Source organism: Photobacterium sp. HL06 (genome assembly GCF_059552575.1).
On the sequence record NZ_CM183915.1, the window covers coordinates 1987464 to 2007948 of the forward strand.

Consider the following 20485-nt stretch of genomic DNA (forward strand, 5'->3'; position numbering starts at 1 on the left):
ATGGCTGAAGTAGCTAACAACAAAAATATTACAAATAACTTATCAGGCCAGCAAGTAATCATCGATATGGATGGAAAGCTTAATGCTTTTCAGGCTGATGTACCGCTTAAGCCTGGTGAAATTGCCTTTGATGTGGTTGACGGTAAACCTAGTGTTAAGGTTAAGCAGGCCGCAACCGATAATAACGATGACTTGCTAGATATTAGCGATGATATTGCCCAGATTTTTGAAGCCTTAGAGCAAGGCGAGGATCCCACCTTACTAAGCGAAGAGTTTGCTACCGCCGCAGGTGAAATCCAAGGCTCCAGCCTAATCACATCGGGAGAGATCTCTCGCGATGGTGAATCAACCCTAGCGGAAGCCGGTTTCGACACCCAACCCCTCGAAGAACTTGGCCTGACCGAAGCCCAAAGTTTAGCTATCGTGCGGCAGTATAGTGCGGTGGTTAGTACAGCAGATGACACTAATACAAATAGCACCAGTGTAGATACCTCAGCGGATGCGGACAGTAATTTTACTGTGACTGTGGCTCAAAGTGATGAAGTCACAAATGCTGGTGAAGCTGCCGACGTAAGCGTGACGCTAAGTGGCGTTGATACGGATGCTGCGAGCGTTAGAGTGACATTTACTGATGGTAACTCTGCAAATGATGTGGTTGTTGATGCGATAAAAGATGCAAATGGCAGTTGGGTGGTTGTGGATGCAAATCTAAGTGGCCTGACTGACGGAAACATCACCGTGACTGCGTTGGTGACCGACAACACGGGCAACACCAAAGAAGTGACCGATACGCTGGTTCTTGATACGTCCGCTGACGCAGGTACTGTGACCGTTGAGAGTATTACAGCAGATGATGTGATCAACGCAGCCGAAAGCGGACAGACTATTGCAGTAAGTGGCAGCGCGACAGGTGGCGACATCAGCGAAGGCGATGTGGTGAGCCTGACGGTTAACGGTACCGACTACACCACTACAGTCGGCGCTGATGGCAGTTGGAGCGTGGATGTAGCGGGCAGCGACCTGGCCGCGGATACCGAGTTTGATGTGACCGTGGCCTCAAGCGATGCGGCGGGCAACACCGTTGAAAGCAAAGCAGCCTCAACCCATACCGTCGACACAACGGCGGATGCGGGTACCGTAACTGTTTCAAGCATCACCGCCGATGATGTGATCAACGCAGCTGAAAGCGGACAAACCATTGCAGTAACTGGCACGGCGACAGGCGGCGACATCAGCGAAGGCGATGTGGTGAGCCTGACTGTTAACGGCACCGACTACACCACCACTGTGGGCGCTGACGGCAGCTGGACCGTAGATGTAGCGGGCAGCGACCTGGCCAACGATACCGAGTTTGATGTGACCGTGGCATCGACAGATGCGGCGGGCAACACTGTTGAAAGCAAAGCGACGTCAACCCATACCGTCGACACAACGGCCGATGCAGGCACCGTAACTGTTTCAAATATCACCACCGATGACGTGATCAACGCGACAGAAAGCGCACAAACCATTGCTGTAAGTGGCAGCGCGACAGGCGGCGATATTAGTGAAGGCGATGTGGTGAGCCTGACCGTTAACGGTACTGGCTACACCACTACAGTCGGTGCTGACGGCAGTTGGACCGTGGATGTGGCAGGCAGCGACCTTGCAGCGGACACTGAGTTTGATGTGACCGTGGCCTCTAGCGATGCGGCGGGCAACAGCGTTGAAAGCAAAGCAACCTCAACCCATGCCGTAGACACAACGGCGGATGCAGGCACCGTAACTGTTTCAAATATCACCACCGATGACGTGATCAACGCGACAGAAAGCGGACAAGCCATTGCTGTAAGTGGCAGCGCGACAGGTGGCGACATCAGCGAAGGCGATGTGGTGAGCCTGACGGTTAATGGTACCGACTACACCACTACAGTCGGCGCTGACGGCAGCTGGACCGTAGATGTCGCGGGCAGTGACCTGGCAGCCGACACCGAGTTTGATGTGACCGTGGCATCGACAGATGCGGCGGGCAATACGGTTGAGAGCAAAGCGACGTCAACCCATACCGTAGACACAACGGCAGATGCGGGCACCGTGACGGTAGCGAGCATCACCGCCGATGATGTGATCAACGCAGCTGAAAGCGGACAAACCATTGCAGTAACTGGCACGGCGACAGGCGGCGACATCAGCGAAGGCGATGTGGTGAGCCTGACTGTTAACGGCACCGACTACACCACCACTGTGGGCGCTGACGGCAGCTGGACCGTAGATGTAGCGGGCAGCGACCTGGCCAACGATACCGAGTTTGATGTGACCGTGGCATCGACAGATGCGGCGGGCAACAGCGTTGAAAGCAAAGCGACCTCAACCCATACGGTAGATAGCTCTGCAGATGCAGGTACTGTGACAGTCGCGAACATCACTGCGGATGACGTGATCAACGCAGCCGAAAGCGGACAGACTATTGCAGTAAGCGGCAGCGCGACAGGCGGCGACATCAGCGAAGGCGATGTGGTGAGCCTGACCGTTAACGGCACTGACTACAGCACCACAGTCGGCGCTGATGGTAGTTGGTCTGTGAATGTAGCGGGCAGCGACCTGGCTGCTGATACCGAGTTCGATGTGGTCGTGGCCTCAAGCGATGCGGCGGGCAACAGCGTTGAAAGCAAAGCAACCTCAACCCATACCGTCGATACAACAGCGGATGCAGGCACTGTGACAGTCGCGAACATCACGGCGGATGACGTGATCAACGCGACAGAAAGCGCACAAACTATTGCAGTGGCCGGTACGGCAACAGGCGGTGACATCAGTGAAGGCGATGTGGTCACCATGACTGTTAACGGTACCGACTACACCACCACGGTAAATGCCGATGGCAGCTGGACTGTGGATGTAGCGGGTAGCGATCTGGTCGCTGATACCGAATTTGATGTGACCGTGGCCTCAAGCGATGCGGCGGGCAACACCGTTGAAAGCAAAGCAGCCTCAACCCATACCGTCGACACAACGGCGGATGCGGGTACCGTAACTGTTTCAAGTATCACCGCCGATGACGTGATCAACGCAGCCGAAAGCGGACAGACTATTGCAGTAAGTGGCAGCGCGACAGGTGGCGACATCAGCGAAGGCGATATAGTGAGCCTGACGGTTAACGGTACCGACTACACCACTACAGTCGGCGCTGATGGCAGTTGGAGCGTGGATGTAGCGGGCAGCGACCTGGCCGCGGATACCGAGTTTGATGTGACCGTGGCCTCTAGCGATGCGGCGGGCAATACCGTTGAAAGCAAAGCAACCTCAACCCATACCGTAGATAGCTCTGCCGATGCAGGCACCGTGACGGTGGCGAACATCACAGCGGATGACGTGATCAACGCGACAGAAAGTGGACAAACCATTGCTGTAAGTGGCAGCGCGACAGGCGGCGACATCAGCCAAGGCGATGTGGTGAGCCTGACTGTCAATGGTACGGACTACACCACCACCGTCGGCGCTGATGGTAGCTGGACCGTGGATGTGGCAGGCAGTGACCTGGCCACAGATACCGAGTTTGATGTGACCGTGGCATCGACCGATGCGGCGGGCAACACCGTAACCAGCAAAGCAACCTCAACCCATACGGTCGACACAACGGCCGATGCGGGCACTGTGACGGTGGCGAATATTACTGCCGATGACGTGGTCAACGCGACAGAAAGTGGACAAACCATTGCTGTAAGTGGCAGCGCGACAGGCGGCGATATCAGCGAAGGCGATGTGGTGAACCTGACCGTCAATGGTACCGACTACACCACCACCGTCAGTGCTGACGGCAGCTGGACCGTAGATGTAGCAGGCAGCGACCTGGCCAACGATACCGAGTTTGATGTGACCGTGGCCTCTAGCGATGCGGCGGGTAACAGCGTTGAAAGCAAAGCGACGTCAACCCATACCGTCGACACAACAGCGGATGCGGGTACCGTAACTGTTTCAAGTATCACCGCCGATGACGTGATCAACGCGACAGAAAGCGGACAGACGATTGCAGTAAGTGGCAGTGCGACAGGTGGCGACATCAGCGAAGGCGATGTGGTGAGCCTGACCGTTAATGGTACAGACTACACCACCACTGTCGGCGCTGACGGCAGCTGGACCGTGGATGTGGCGGGCAGCGATCTGGCCGCAGATACCGAGTTTGATGTGACCGTGGCCTCAAGCGATGCGGCGGGCAACACTGTTGAAAGCAAAGCAACCTCAACCCATACGGTAGATACATCGGCCGATGCGGGCACCGTGACGGTGGCGAGTATCACCGCCGATGATGTGATCAACGCGACAGAAAGCGGACAAACCATCGCGGTGACAGGTACGGCGACAGGCGGCGACATCAGCGAAGGCGATGTGGTGAGCCTGACGGTTAATGGTACCGACTACACCACCACGGTAAATGCCGACGGCAGCTGGGCCGTGGATGTGACGGGCAGCGACCTGGCCGCTGATACTGAGTTTGATGTGACCGTGGCCTCAAGCGATGCGGCGGGCAACAGCGTTGAAAGCAAAGCAACCTCAACCCATACCGTAGACACAACGGCCGATGCAGGCACCGTAACAGTCGCTAACATCACCACCGATGACGTGATCAATGCATCCGAAAGCGGACAAACCATTGCAGTAACCGGCACAGCGACAGGCGGCGACATCAGCGAAGGCGATGTGGTGAGCCTGACTGTCAATGGTACTGACTACACCACCACTGTCGGCGCTGACGGCAGCTGGACCGTGGATGTGACGGGCAGCGACCTGGCCGCAGATACCGAGTTTGACGTGACCGTGGCCTCAAGCGATGCGGCGGGCAACACTGTTGAAAGCAAAGCAACCTCAACCCATACGGTAGACACAACGGCGGATGCAGGCACCGTAACGGTAGCGAACATCACCACCGATGACGTGATCAACGCGACAGAAAGCGGACAAACTATCGCAGTAAGCGGCAGCGCAACAGGCGGCGACATCAGCGAAGGTGATGTGGTGAGCCTGACGGTTAATGGTACCGACTACACCACTACAGTCAGCGCTGACGGCAGCTGGACCGTAGATGTAGCGGGCAGCGACCTGGCGGCCGATACCGAGTTTGATGTGACCGTGGCCTCGAGCGATGCGGCAGGTAATACCGTTGAAAGCAAAGCAACCTCAACCCACACGGTAGATACGAATGCGGACGCGGGTACTGTGACGGTAGCGAGCATCACCACCGATGACGTGATCAATGCAGCCGAAAGCGGACAAACCATTGCAGTAACTGGCACGGCGACAGGTGGCGACATCAGCGAAGGCGATGTGGTGAGCCTGACGGTTAACGGTACCGACTACACCACTACAGTCGGCGCTGACGGCAGCTGGAGCGTGGATGTAGCGGGTAGCGATCTGGCGGCTGATACCGAGTTTGATGTGACCGTGGCATCGACCGATGCGGCAGGTAATACCGTTGAAAGCAAAGCAACCTCAACCCACACGGTAGATACGAATGCGGACGCGGGTACTGTGACGGTAGCGAGCATCACCACCGATGACGTGATCAATGCAGCCGAAAGCGGACAAACCATTGCAGTAACTGGCACGGCGACAGGTGGCGACATCAGCGAAGGCGATGTGGTGAGCCTGACCGTTAACGGCACCGACTACACCACCATTGTGGGCGCTGACGGCAGCTGGACCGTAGATGTCGCGGGCAGTGACCTGGCCAACGATACCGAGTTTAATGTGACCGTGGCATCGACAGATGCGGTGGGCAACACCGTTGAAAGCAAAGCAGCCTCAACCCATACCGTAGACACAACGGCGGATGCAGGCACCGTGACGGTGGCGAACATCACTGCGGATGACGTGATCAACGCAGCCGAAAGCGGACAGACTATTGCAGTAAGTGGCAGCGCGACAGGCGGCGACATCAGCGAAGGCGATGTGGTGAGCCTGACTGTCAATGGCACTGACTACACCACCACGGTAAATGCCGACGGCAGCTGGACCGTGGATGTAGCAGGCTCCGACCTGGCCGCTGATACCGAGTTTGATGTGACCGTGGCATCGACAGATGCGGCGGGCAACACTGTTGAAAGCAAAGCAACGTCAACCCATACGGTAGATAGCTCTGCGGATGCAGGCACCGTGACGGTGGCGAACATCACTGCGGATGACGTGATCAACGCAGCCGAAAGCGGACAGACTATTGCAGTAAGTGGCAGCGCGACAGGCGGCGACATCAGCGAAGGCGATGTGGTGAGCCTGACTGTCAATGGCACTGACTACACCACCACGGTAAATGCCGACGGCAGCTGGACCGTGGATGTAGCAGGCTCCGACCTGGCCGCTGATACCGAGTTTGATGTGACCGTGGCATCGACAGATGCGGCGGGCAACACTGTTGAAAGCAAAGCAACGTCAACCCATACGGTAGATAGCTCTGCGGATGCAGGCACCGTGACGGTGGCGAACATCACTGCGGATGACGTGATCAACGCAGCCGAAAGCGGACAGACTATTGCAGTAAGTGGCAGCGCGACAGGCGGCGACATCAGCGAAGGCGATGTGGTGAGCCTGACTGTCAATGGCACTGACTACACCACCACGGTAAATGCCGACGGCAGCTGGACCGTGGATGTAGCAGGCTCCGACCTGGCCAACGATACCGAGTTTGATGTGACCGTGGCCTCTAGCGATGCGGCGGGCAACAGTGTTGAAAGCAAAGCAACCTCAACCCATACCGTCGACACAACAGCGGATGTAGGCACCGTAACAGTCGCGAATATCACCGCCGATGATGTGATCAACGCGACAGAAAGCGGACAAACTATCGCAGTAAGCGGCAGCGCGACAGGCGGCGACATCAGCGAAGGCGATGTGGTCACCATGACTGTTAACGGTACCGACTACACCACCACTGTGGGTGCTGACGGCAGCTGGACTGTGGATGTAGCGGGTAGCGACCTGGCCGCAGATACCGAATTTGATGTGACCGTGGCCTCAAGCGATGCGGCGGGCAACACTGTTGAAAGCAAAGCAACCTCAACCCATACGGTTGATACACAAGTCGGCAAGCCAAGCATCACGCTAGAAAGCACAGGTGATGATGAGATCTACAACGCGGCCGAGTTGGGCGAAGATGGCACAGTGACCGCGACGGTGAGCTTGCCAGACGACTTCAACGCCGAGACAGACACGTTGACCATCAATGGTGTTGAGCACGTACTGACCGAAACCGAAATCGCAAACAAAGCGGTCGAAGTCGAAGTGGCGCCAGAAGGCACAGTGACAGCACAGATCACCGATGGCGCGGGTAACACCTCAACTGAAGCGAGCGCGACAGCGGCGAGTGCGGACACCGAAGTGAACGCACCAAGCATCACGCTAGAAAGCACAGGTGATGATGAGATCTACAACGCGGCCGAGTTGGGCGAAGATGGCACAGTGACCGCGACGGTGAGCTTGCCAGACGACTTCAACGCCGAGACAGACACGTTGACCATCAATGGTGTTGAGCACGTACTGACCGAAACCGAAATCGCAAACAAAGCGGTCGAAGTCGAAGTGGCGCCAGAAGGCACAGTGACAGCACAGATCACCGATGGCGCGGGTAACACCTCAACTGAAGCGAGCGCGACAGCGGCGAGTGCGGACACCGAAGTGAACGCACCAAGCATCACGCTAGAAAGCACAGGTGATGATGAGATCTACAACGCGGCCGAGTTGGGCGAAGATGGCACAGTGACCGCGACGGTGAGCTTGCCAGACGACTTCAACGCCGAGACAGACACGTTGACCATCAATGGTGTTGAGCACGTACTGACCGAAACCGAAATCGCAAACAAAGCGGTCGAAGTCGAAGTGGCGCCAGAAGGCACAGTGACAGCACAGATCACCGATGGCGCGGGTAACACCTCAACTGAAGCGAGCGCGACAGCGGCGAGTGCGGACACCGAAGTGAACGCACCAAGCATCACGCTAGAAAGCACAGGTGATGATGAGATCTACAACGCGGCCGAGTTGGGCGAAGATGGCACAGTGACCGCGACGGTGAGCTTGCCAGACGACTTCAACGCCGAGACAGACACGTTGACCATCAATGGTGTTGAGCACGTACTGACCGAAACCGAAATCGCAAACAAAGCGGTCGAAGTCGAAGTGGCGCCAGAAGGCACAGTGACAGCACAGATCACCGATGGCGCGGGTAACACCTCAACTGAAGCGAGCGCGACAGCGGCGAGTGCGGACACCGAAGTGAACGCACCAAGCATCACGCTAGAAAGCACAGGTGATGATGAGATCTACAACGCGGCCGAGTTGGGCGAAGATGGCACAGTGACCGCGACGGTGAGCTTGCCAGACGACTTCAACGCCGAGACAGACACGTTGACCATCAATGGTGTTGAGCACGTACTGACCGAAACCGAAATCGCAAACAAAGCGGTCGAAGTCGAAGTGGCGCCAGAAGGCACAGTGACAGCACAGATCACCGATGGCGCGGGTAACACCTCAACTGAAGCGAGCGCGACAGCGGCGAGTGCGGACACCGAAGTGAACGCACCAAGCATCACGCTAGAAAGCACAGGTGATGATGAGATCTACAACGCGGCCGAGTTGGGCGAAGATGGCACAGTGACCGCGACGGTGAGCTTGCCAGACGACTTCAACGCCGAGACAGACACGTTGACCATCAATGGTGTTGAGCACGTACTGACCGAAACCGAAATCGCAAACAAAGCGGTCGAAGTCGAAGTGGCGCCAGAAGGCACAGTGACAGCACAGATCACCGATGGCGCGGGTAACACCTCAACTGAAGCGAGCGCGACAGCGGCGAGTGCGGACACCGAAGTGAACGCACCAAGCATCACGCTAGAAAGCACAGGTGATGATGAGATCTACAACGCGGCCGAGTTGGGCGAAGATGGCACAGTGACCGCGACGGTGAGCTTGCCAGACGACTTCAACGCCGAGACAGACACGTTGACCATCAATGGTGTTGAGCACGTACTGACCGAAACCGAAATCGCAAACAAAGCGGTCGAAGTCGAAGTGGCGCCAGAAGGCACAGTGACAGCACAGATCACCGATGGCGCGGGTAACACCTCAACTGAAGCGAGCGCGACAGCGGCGAGTGCGGACACCGAAGTGAACGCACCAAGCATCACGCTAGAAAGCACAGGTGATGATGAGATCTACAACGCGGCCGAGTTGGGCGAAGATGGCACAGTGACCGCGACGGTGAGCTTGCCAGACGACTTCAACGCCGAGACAGACACGTTGACCATCAATGGTGTTGAGCACGTACTGACCGAAACCGAAATCGCAAACAAAGCGGTCGAAGTCGAAGTGGCGCCAGAAGGCACAGTGACAGCACAGATCACCGATGGCGCGGGTAACACCTCAACTGAAGCGAGCGCGACAGCGGCGAGTGCGGACACCGAAGTGAACGCACCAAGCATCACGCTAGAAAGCACAGGTGATGATGAGATCTACAACGCGGCCGAGTTGGGCGAAGATGGCACAGTGACCGCGACGGTGAGCTTGCCAGACGACTTCAACGCCGAGACAGACACGTTGACCATCAATGGTGTTGAGCACGTACTGACCGAAACCGAAATCGCAAACAAAGCGGTCGAAGTCGAAGTGGCGCCAGAAGGCACAGTGACAGCACAGATCACCGATGGCGCGGGTAACACCTCAACTGAAGCGAGCGCGACAGCGGCGAGTGCGGACACCGAAGTGAACGCACCAAGCATCACGCTAGAAAGCACAGGTGATGATGAGATCTACAACGCGGCCGAGTTGGGCGAAGATGGCACAGTGACCGCGACGGTGAGCTTGCCAGACGACTTCAACGCCGAGACAGACACGTTGACCATCAATGGTGTTGAGCACGTACTGACCGAAACCGAAATCGCAAACAAAGCGGTCGAAGTCGAAGTGGCGCCAGAAGGCACAGTGACAGCACAGATCACCGATGGCGCGGGTAACACCTCAACTGAAGCGAGCGCGACAGCGGCGAGTGCGGACACCGAAGTGAACGCACCAAGCATCACGCTAGAAAGCACAGGTGATGATGAGATCTACAACGCGGCCGAGTTGGGCGAAGATGGCACAGTGACCGCGACGGTGAGCTTGCCAGACGACTTCAACGCCGAGACAGACACGTTGACCATCAATGGTGTTGAGCACGTACTGACCGAAACCGAAATCGCAAACAAAGCGGTCGAAGTCGAAGTGGCGCCAGAAGGCACAGTGACAGCACAGATCACCGATGGCGCGGGTAACACCTCAACTGAAGCGAGCGCGACAGCGGCGAGTGCGGACACCGAAGTGAACGCACCAAGCATCACGCTAGAAAGCACAGGTGATGATGAGATCTACAACGCGGCCGAGTTGGGCGAAGATGGCACAGTGACCGCGACGGTGAGCTTGCCAGACGACTTCAACGCCGAGACAGACACGTTGACCATCAATGGTGTTGAGCACGTACTGACCGAAACCGAAATCGCAAACAAAGCGGTCGAAGTCGAAGTGGCGCCAGAAGGCACAGTGACAGCACAGATCACCGATGGCGCGGGTAACACCTCAACTGAAGCGAGCGCGACAGCGGCGAGTGCGGACACCGAAGTGAACGCACCAAGCATCACGCTAGAAAGCACAGGTGATGATGAGATCTACAACGCGGCCGAGTTGGGCGAAGATGGCACAGTGACCGCGACGGTGAGCTTGCCAGACGACTTCAACGCCGAGACAGACACGTTGACCATCAATGGTGTTGAGCACGTACTGACCGAAACCGAAATCGCAAACAAAGCGGTCGAAGTCGAAGTGGCGCCAGAAGGCACAGTGACAGCACAGATCACCGATGGCGCGGGTAACACCTCAACTGAAGCGAGCGCGACAGCGGCGAGTGCGGACACCGAAGTGAACGCACCAAGCATCACGCTAGAAAGCACAGGTGATGATGAGATCTACAACGCGGCCGAGTTGGGCGAAGATGGCACAGTGACCGCGACGGTGAGCTTGCCAGACGACTTCAACGCCGAGACAGACACGTTGACCATCAATGGTGTTGAGCACGTACTGACCGAAACCGAAATCGCAAACAAAGCGGTCGAAGTCGAAGTGGCGCCAGAAGGCACAGTGACAGCACAGATCACCGATGGCGCGGGTAACACCTCAACTGAAGCGAGCGCGACAGCGGCGAGTGCGGACACCGAAGTGAACGCACCAAGCATCACGCTAGAAAGCACAGGTGATGATGAGATCTACAACGCGGCCGAGTTGGGCGAAGATGGCACAGTGACCGCGACGGTGAGCTTGCCAGACGACTTCAACGCCGAGACAGACACGTTGACCATCAATGGTGTTGAGCACGTACTGACCGAAACCGAAATCGCAAACAAAGCGGTCGAAGTCGAAGTGGCGCCAGAAGGCACAGTGACAGCACAGATCACCGATGGCGCGGGTAACACCTCAACTGAAGCGAGCGCGACAGCGGCGAGTGCGGACACCGAAGTGAACGCACCAAGCATCACGCTAGAAAGCACAGGTGATGATGAGATCTACAACGCGGCCGAGTTGGGCGAAGATGGCACAGTGACCGCGACGGTGAGCTTGCCAGACGACTTCAACGCCGAGACAGACACGTTGACCATCAATGGTGTTGAGCACGTACTGACCGAAACCGAAATCGCAAACAAAGCGGTCGAAGTCGAAGTGGCGCCAGAAGGCACAGTGACAGCACAGATCACCGATGGCGCGGGTAACACCTCAACTGAAGCGAGCGCGACAGCGGCGAGTGCGGACACCGAAGTGAACGCACCAAGCATCACGCTAGAAAGCACAGGTGATGATGAGATCTACAACGCGGCCGAGTTGGGCGAAGATGGCACAGTGACCGCGACGGTGAGCTTGCCAGACGACTTCAACGCCGAGACAGACACGTTGACCATCAATGGTGTTGAGCACGTACTGACCGAAACCGAAATCGCAAACAAAGCGGTCGAAGTCGAAGTGGCGCCAGAAGGCACAGTGACAGCACAGATCACCGATGGCGCGGGTAACACCTCAACTGAAGCGAGCGCGACAGCGGCGAGTGCGGACACCGAAGTGAACGCACCAAGCATCACGCTAGAAAGCACAGGTGATGATGAGATCTACAACGCGGCCGAGTTGGGCGAAGATGGCACAGTGACCGCGACGGTGAGCTTGCCAGACGACTTCAACGCCGAGACAGACACGTTGACCATCAATGGTGTTGAGCACGTACTGACCGAAACCGAAATCGCAAACAAAGCGGTCGAAGTCGAAGTGGCGCCAGAAGGCACAGTGACAGCACAGATCACCGATGGCGCGGGTAACACCTCAACTGAAGCGAGCGCGACAGCGGCGAGTGCGGACACCGAAGTGAACGCACCAAGCATCACGCTAGAAAGCACAGGTGATGATGAGATCTACAACGCGGCCGAGTTGGGCGAAGATGGCACAGTGACCGCGACGGTGAGCTTGCCAGACGACTTCAACGCCGAGACAGACACGTTGACCATCAATGGTGTTGAGCACGTACTGACCGAAACCGAAATCGCAAACAAAGCGGTCGAAGTCGAAGTGGCGCCAGAAGGCACAGTGACAGCACAGATCACCGATGGCGCGGGTAACACCTCAACTGAAGCGAGCGCGACAGCGGCGAGTGCGGACACCGAAGTGAACGCACCAAGCATCACGCTAGAAAGCACAGGTGATGATGAGATCTACAACGCGGCCGAGTTGGGCGAAGATGGCACAGTGACCGCGACGGTGAGCTTGCCAGACGACTTCAACGCCGAGACAGACACGTTGACCATCAATGGTGTTGAGCACGTACTGACCGAAACCGAAATCGCAAACAAAGCGGTCGAAGTCGAAGTGGCGCCAGAAGGCACAGTGACAGCACAGATCACCGATGGCGCGGGTAACACCTCAACTGAAGCGAGCGCGACAGCGGCGAGTGCGGACACCGAAGTGAACGCACCAAGCATCACGCTAGAAAGCACAGGTGATGATGAGATCTACAACGCGGCCGAGTTGGGCGAAGATGGCACAGTGACCGCGACGGTGAGCTTGCCAGACGACTTCAACGCCGAGACAGACACGTTGACCATCAATGGTGTTGAGCACGTACTGACCGAAACCGAAATCGCAAACAAAGCGGTCGAAGTCGAAGTGGCGCCAGAAGGCACAGTGACAGCACAGATCACCGATGGCGCGGGTAACACCTCAACTGAAGCGAGCGCGACAGCGGCGAGTGCGGACACCGAAGTGAACGCACCAAGCATCACGCTAGAAAGCACAGGTGATGATGAGATCTACAACGCGGCCGAGTTGGGCGAAGATGGCACAGTGACCGCGACGGTGAGCTTGCCAGACGACTTCAACGCCGAGACAGACACGTTGACCATCAATGGTGTTGAGCACGTACTGACCGAAACCGAAATCGCAAACAAAGCGGTCGAAGTCGAAGTGGCGCCAGAAGGCACAGTGACAGCACAGATCACCGATGGCGCGGGTAACACCTCAACTGAAGCGAGCGCGACAGCGGCGAGTGCGGACACCGAAGTGAACGCACCAAGCATCACGCTAGAAAGCACAGGTGATGATGAGATCTACAACGCGGCCGAGTTGGGCGAAGATGGCACAGTGACCGCGACGGTGAGCTTGCCAGACGACTTCAACGCCGAGACAGACACGTTGACCATCAATGGTGTTGAGCACGTACTGACCGAAACCGAAATCGCAAACAAAGCGGTCGAAGTCGAAGTGGCGCCAGAAGGCACAGTGACAGCACAGATCACCGATGGCGCGGGTAACACCTCAACTGAAGCGAGCGCGACAGCGGCGAGTGCGGACACCGAAGTGAACGCACCAAGCATCACGCTAGAAAGCACAGGTGATGATGAGATCTACAACGCGGCCGAGTTGGGCGAAGATGGCACAGTGACCGCGACGGTGAGCTTGCCAGACGACTTCAACGCCGAGACAGACACGTTGACCATCAATGGTGTTGAGCACGTACTGACCGAAACCGAAATCGCAAACAAAGCGGTCGAAGTCGAAGTGGCGCCAGAAGGCACAGTGACAGCACAGATCACCGATGGCGCGGGTAACACCTCAACTGAAGCGAGCGCGACAGCGGCGAGTGCGGACACCGAAGTGAACGCACCAAGCATCACGCTAGAAAGCACAGGTGATGATGAGATCTACAACGCGGCCGAGTTGGGCGAAGATGGCACAGTGACCGCGACGGTGAGCTTGCCAGACGACTTCAACGCCGAGACAGACACGTTGACCATCAATGGTGTTGAGCACGTACTGACCGAAACCGAAATCGCAAACAAAGCGGTCGAAGTCGAAGTGGCGCCAGAAGGCACAGTGACAGCACAGATCACCGATGGCGCGGGTAACACCTCAACTGAAGCGAGCGCGACAGCGGCGAGTGCGGACACCGAAGTGAACGCACCAAGCATCACGCTAGAAAGCACAGGTGATGATGAGATCTACAACGCGGCCGAGTTGGGCGAAGATGGCACAGTGACCGCGACGGTGAGCTTGCCAGACGACTTCAACGCCGAGACAGACACGTTGACCATCAATGGTGTTGAGCACGTACTGACCGAAACCGAAATCGCAAACAAAGCGGTCGAAGTCGAAGTGGCGCCAGAAGGCACAGTGACAGCACAGATCACCGATGGCGCGGGTAACACCTCAACTGAAGCGAGCGCGACAGCGGCGAGTGCGGACACCGAAGTGAACGCACCAAGCATCACGCTAGAAAGCACAGGTGATGATGAGATCTACAACGCGGCCGAGTTGGGCGAAGATGGCACAGTGACCGCGACGGTGAGCTTGCCAGACGACTTCAACGCCGAGACAGACACGTTGACCATCAATGGTGTTGAGCACGTACTGACCGAAACCGAAATCGCAAACAAAGCGGTCGAAGTCGAAGTGGCGCCAGAAGGCACAGTGACAGCACAGATCACCGATGGCGCGGGTAACACCTCAACTGAAGCGAGCGCGACAGCGGCGAGTGCGGACACCGAAGTGAACGCACCAAGCATCACGCTAGAAAGCACAGGTGATGATGAGATCTACAACGCGGCCGAGTTGGGCGAAGATGGCACAGTGACCGCGACGGTGAGCTTGCCAGACGACTTCAACGCCGAGACAGACACGTTGACCATCAATGGTGTTGAGCACGTACTGACCGAAACCGAAATCGCAAACAAAGCGGTCGAAGTCGAAGTGGCGCCAGAAGGCACAGTGACAGCACAGATCACCGATGGCGCGGGTAACACCTCAACTGAAGCGAGCGCGACAGCGGCGAGTGCGGACACCGAAGTGAACGCACCAAGCATCACGCTAGAAAGCACAGGTGATGATGAGATCTACAACGCGGCCGAGTTGGGCGAAGATGGCACAGTGACCGCGACGGTGAGCTTGCCAGACGACTTCAACGCCGAGACAGACACGTTGACCATCAATGGTGTTGAGCACGTACTGACCGAAACCGAAATCGCAAACAAAGCGGTCGAAGTCGAAGTGGCGCCAGAAGGCACAGTGACAGCACAGATCACCGATGGCGCGGGTAACACCTCAACTGAAGCGAGCGCGACAGCGGCGAGTGCGGACACCGAAGTGAACGCACCAAGCATCACGCTAGAAAGCACAGGTGATGATGAGATCTACAACGCGGCCGAGTTGGGCGAAGATGGCACAGTGACCGCGACGGTGAGCTTGCCAGACGACTTCAACGCCGAGACAGACACGTTGACCATCAATGGTGTTGAGCACGTACTGACCGAAACCGAAATCGCAAACAAAGCGGTCGAAGTCGAAGTGGCGCCAGAAGGCACAGTGACAGCACAGATCACCGATGGCGCGGGTAACACCTCAACTGAAGCGAGCGCGACAGCGGCGAGTGCGGACACCGAAGTGAACGCACCAAGCATCACGCTAGAAAGCACAGGTGATGATGAGATCTACAACGCGGCCGAGTTGGGCGAAGATGGCACAGTGACCGCGACGGTGAGCTTGCCAGACGACTTCAACGCCGAGACAGACACGTTGACCATCAATGGTGTTGAGCACGTACTGACCGAAACCGAAATCGCAAACAAAGCGGTCGAAGTCGAAGTGGCGCCAGAAGGCACAGTGACAGCACAGATCACCGATGGCGCGGGTAACACCTCAACTGAAGCGAGCGCGACAGCGGCGAGTGCGGACACCGAAGTGAACGCACCAAGCATCACGCTAGAAAGCACAGGTGATGATGAGATCTACAACGCGGCCGAGTTGGGCGAAGATGGCACAGTGACCGCGACGGTGAGCTTGCCAGACGACTTCAACGCCGAGACAGACACGTTGACCATCAATGGTGTTGAGCACGTACTGACCGAAACCGAAATCGCAAACAAAGCGGTCGAAGTCGAAGTGGCGCCAGAAGGCACAGTGACAGCACAGATCACCGATGGCGCGGGTAACACCTCAACTGAAGCGAGCGCGACAGCGGCGAGTGCGGACACCGAAGTGAACGCACCAAGCATCACGCTAGAAAGCACAGGTGATGATGAGATCTACAACGCGGCCGAGTTGGGCGAAGATGGCACAGTGACCGCGACGGTGAGCTTGCCAGACGACTTCAACGCCGAGACAGACACGTTGACCATCAATGGTGTTGAGCACGTACTGACCGAAACCGAAATCGCAAACAAAGCGGTCGAAGTCGAAGTGGCGCCAGAAGGCACAGTGACAGCACAGATCACCGATGGCGCGGGTAACACCTCAACTGAAGCGAGCGCGACAGCGGCGAGTGCGGACACCGAAGTGAACGCACCAAGCATCACGCTAGAAAGCACAGGTGATGATGAGATCTACAACGCGGCCGAGTTGGGCGAAGATGGCACAGTGACCGCGACGGTGAGCTTGCCAGACGACTTCAACGCCGAGACAGACACGTTGACCATCAATGGTGTTGAGCACGTACTGACCGAAACCGAAATCGCAAACAAAGCGGTCGAAGTCGAAGTGGCGCCAGAAGGCACAGTGACAGCACAGATCACCGATGGCGCGGGTAACACCTCAACTGAAGCGAGCGCGACAGCGGCGAGTGCGGACACCGAAGTGAACGCACCAAGCATCACGCTAGAAAGCACAGGTGATGATGAGATCTACAACGCGGCCGAGTTGGGCGAAGATGGCACAGTGACCGCGACGGTGAGCTTGCCAGACGACTTCAACGCCGAGACAGACACGTTGACCATCAATGGTGTTGAGCACGTACTGACCGAAACCGAAATCGCAAACAAAGCGGTCGAAGTCGAAGTGGCGCCAGAAGGCACAGTGACAGCACAGATCACCGATGGCGCGGGTAACACCTCAACTGAAGCGAGCGCGACAGCGGCGAGTGCGGACACCGAAGTGAACGCACCAAGCATCACGCTAGAAAGCACAGGTGATGATGAGATCTACAACGCGGCCGAGTTGGGCGAAGATGGCACAGTGACCGCGACGGTGAGCTTGCCAGACGACTTCAACGCCGAGACAGACACGTTGACCATCAATGGTGTTGAGCACGTACTGACCGAAACCGAAATCGCAAACAAAGCGGTCGAAGTCGAAGTGGCGCCAGAAGGCACAGTGACAGCACAGATCACCGATGGCGCGGGTAACACCTCAACTGAAGCGAGCGCGACAGCGGCGAGTGCGGACACCGAAGTGAACGCACCAAGCATCACGCTAGAAAGCACAGGTGATGATGAGATCTACAACGCGGCCGAGTTGGGCGAAGATGGCACAGTGACCGCGACGGTGAGCTTGCCAGACGACTTCAACGCCGAGACAGACACGTTGACCATCAATGGTGTTGAGCACGTACTGACCGAAACCGAAATCGCAAACAAAGCGGTCGAAGTCGAAGTGGCGCCAGAAGGCACAGTGACAGCACAGATCACCGATGGCGCGGGTAACACCTCAACTGAAGCGAGCGCGACAGCGGCGAGTGCGGACACCGAAGTGAACGCACCAAGCATCACGCTAGAAAGCACAGGTGATGATGAGATCTACAACGCGGCCGAGTTGGGCGAAGATGGCACAGTGACCGCGACGGTGAGCTTGCCAGACGACTTCAACGCCGAGACAGACACGTTGACCATCAATGGTGTTGAGCACGTACTGACCGAAACCGAAATCGCAAACAAAGCGGTCGAAGTCGAAGTGGCGCCAGAAGGCACAGTGACAGCACAGATCACCGATGGCGCGGGTAACACCTCAACTGAAGCGAGCGCGACAGCGGCGAGTGCGGACACCGAAGTGAACGCACCAAGCATCACGCTAGAAAGCACAGGTGATGATGAGATCTACAACGCGGCCGAGTTGGGCGAAGATGGCACAGTGACCGCGACGGTGAGCTTGCCAGACGACTTCAACGCCGAGACAGACACGTTGACCATCAATGGTGTTGAGCACGTACTGACCGAAACCGAAATCGCAAACAAAGCGGTCGAAGTCGAAGTGGCGCCAGAAGGCACAGTGACAGCACAGATCACCGATGGCGCGGGTAACACCTCAACTGAAGCGAGCGCGACAGCGGCGAGTGCGGACACCGAAGTGAACGCACCAAGCATCACGCTAGAAAGCACAGGTGATGATGAGATCTACAACGCGGCCGAGTTGGGCGAAGATGGCACAGTGACCGCGACGGTGAGCTTGCCAGACGACTTCAACGCCGAGACAGACACGTTGACCATCAATGGTGTTGAGCACGTACTGACCGAAACCGAAATCGCAAACAAAGCGGTCGAAGTCGAAGTGGCGCCAGAAGGCACAGTGACAGCACAGATCACCGATGGCGCGGGTAACACCTCAACTGAAGCGAGCGCGACAGCGGCGAGTGCGGACACCGAAGTGAACGCACCAAGCATCACGCTAGAAAGCACAGGTGATGATGAGATCTACAACGCGGCCGAGTTGGGCGAAGATGGCACAGTGACCGCGACGGTGAGCTTGCCAGACGACTTCAACGCCGAGACAGACACGTTGACCATCAATGGTGTTGAGCACGTACTGACCGAAACCGAAATCGCAAACAAAGCGGTCGAAGTCGAAGTGGCGCCAGAAGGCACAGTGACAGCACAGATCACCGATGGCGCGGGTAACACCTCAACTGAAGCGAGCGCGACAGCGGCGAGTGCGGACACCGAAGTGAACGCACCAAGCATCACGCTAGAAAGCACAGGTGATGATGAGATCTACAACGCGGCCGAGTTGGGCGAAGATGGCACAGTGACCGCGACGGTGAGCTTGCCAGACGACTTCAACGCCGAGACAGACACGTTGACCATCAATGGTGTTGAGCACGTACTGACCGAAACCGAAATCGCAAACAAAGCGGTCGAAGTCGAAGTGGCGCCAGAAGGCACAGTGACAGCACAGATCACCGATGGCGCGGGTAACACCTCAACTGAAGCGAGCGCGACAGCGGCGAGTGCGGACACCGAAGTGAACGCACCAAGCATCACGCTAGAAAGCACAGGTGATGATGAGATCTACAACGCGGCCGAGTTGGGCGAAGATGGCACAGTGACCGCGACGGTGAGCTTGCCAGACGACTTCAACGCCGAGACAGACACGTTGACCATCAATGGTGTTGAGCACGTACTGACCGAAACCGAAATCGCAAACAAAGCGGTCGAAGTCGAAGTGGCGCCAGAAGGCACAGTGACAGCACAGATCACCGATGGCGCGGGTAACACCTCAACTGAAGCGAGCGCGACAGCGGCGAGTGCGGACACCGAAGTGAACGCACCAAGCATCACGCTAGAAAGCACAGGTGATGATGAGATCTACAACGCGGCCGAGTTGGGCGAAGATGGCACAGTGACCGCGACGGTGAGCTTGCCAGACGACTTCAACGCCGAGACAGACACGTTGACCATCAATGGTGTTGAGCACGTACTGACCGAAACCGAAATCGCAAACAAAGCGGTCGAAGTCGAAGTGGCGCCAGAAGGCACAGTGACAGCACAGATCACCGATGGCGCGGGTAACACCTCAACTGAAGCGAGCGCGACAGCGGCGAGTGCGGACACCGAAGTGAACGCACCAAGCATCACGCTAGAAAGCACAGGTGATGATGAGATCTACAACGCGGCCGAGTTGGGCGAAGATGGCACAGTGACCGCGACGGTGAGCTTGCCAGACGACTTCAACGCCGAGACAGACACGTTGACCATCAATGGTGTTGAGCACGTACTGACCGAAACCGAAATCGCAAACAAAGCGGTCGAAGTCGAAGTGGCGCCAGAAGGCACAGTGACAGCACAGATCACCGATGGCGCGGGTAACACCTCAACTGAAGCGAGCGCGACAGCGGCGAGTGCGGACACCGAAGTGAACGCACCAAGCATCACGCTAGAAAGCACAGGTGATGATGAGATCTACAACGCGGCCGAGTTGGGCG

General features: G+C 57.1%; 1 protein-coding gene (running past one end of the window). It reads left to right on the top strand.

What is annotated here, in order from left to right; genetic code table 11:
* Window positions 1-20485, top strand: partial view of an Ig-like domain-containing protein gene (locus tag AC51G0_RS26870; protein WP_496302623.1) — the 5' portion only. The gene runs 14888 nt beyond the window's last position; 20485 of the gene's 35373 nt are visible here — the first part of the coding sequence; the start codon lies at window positions 1-3; the stop codon falls past the right edge of the window.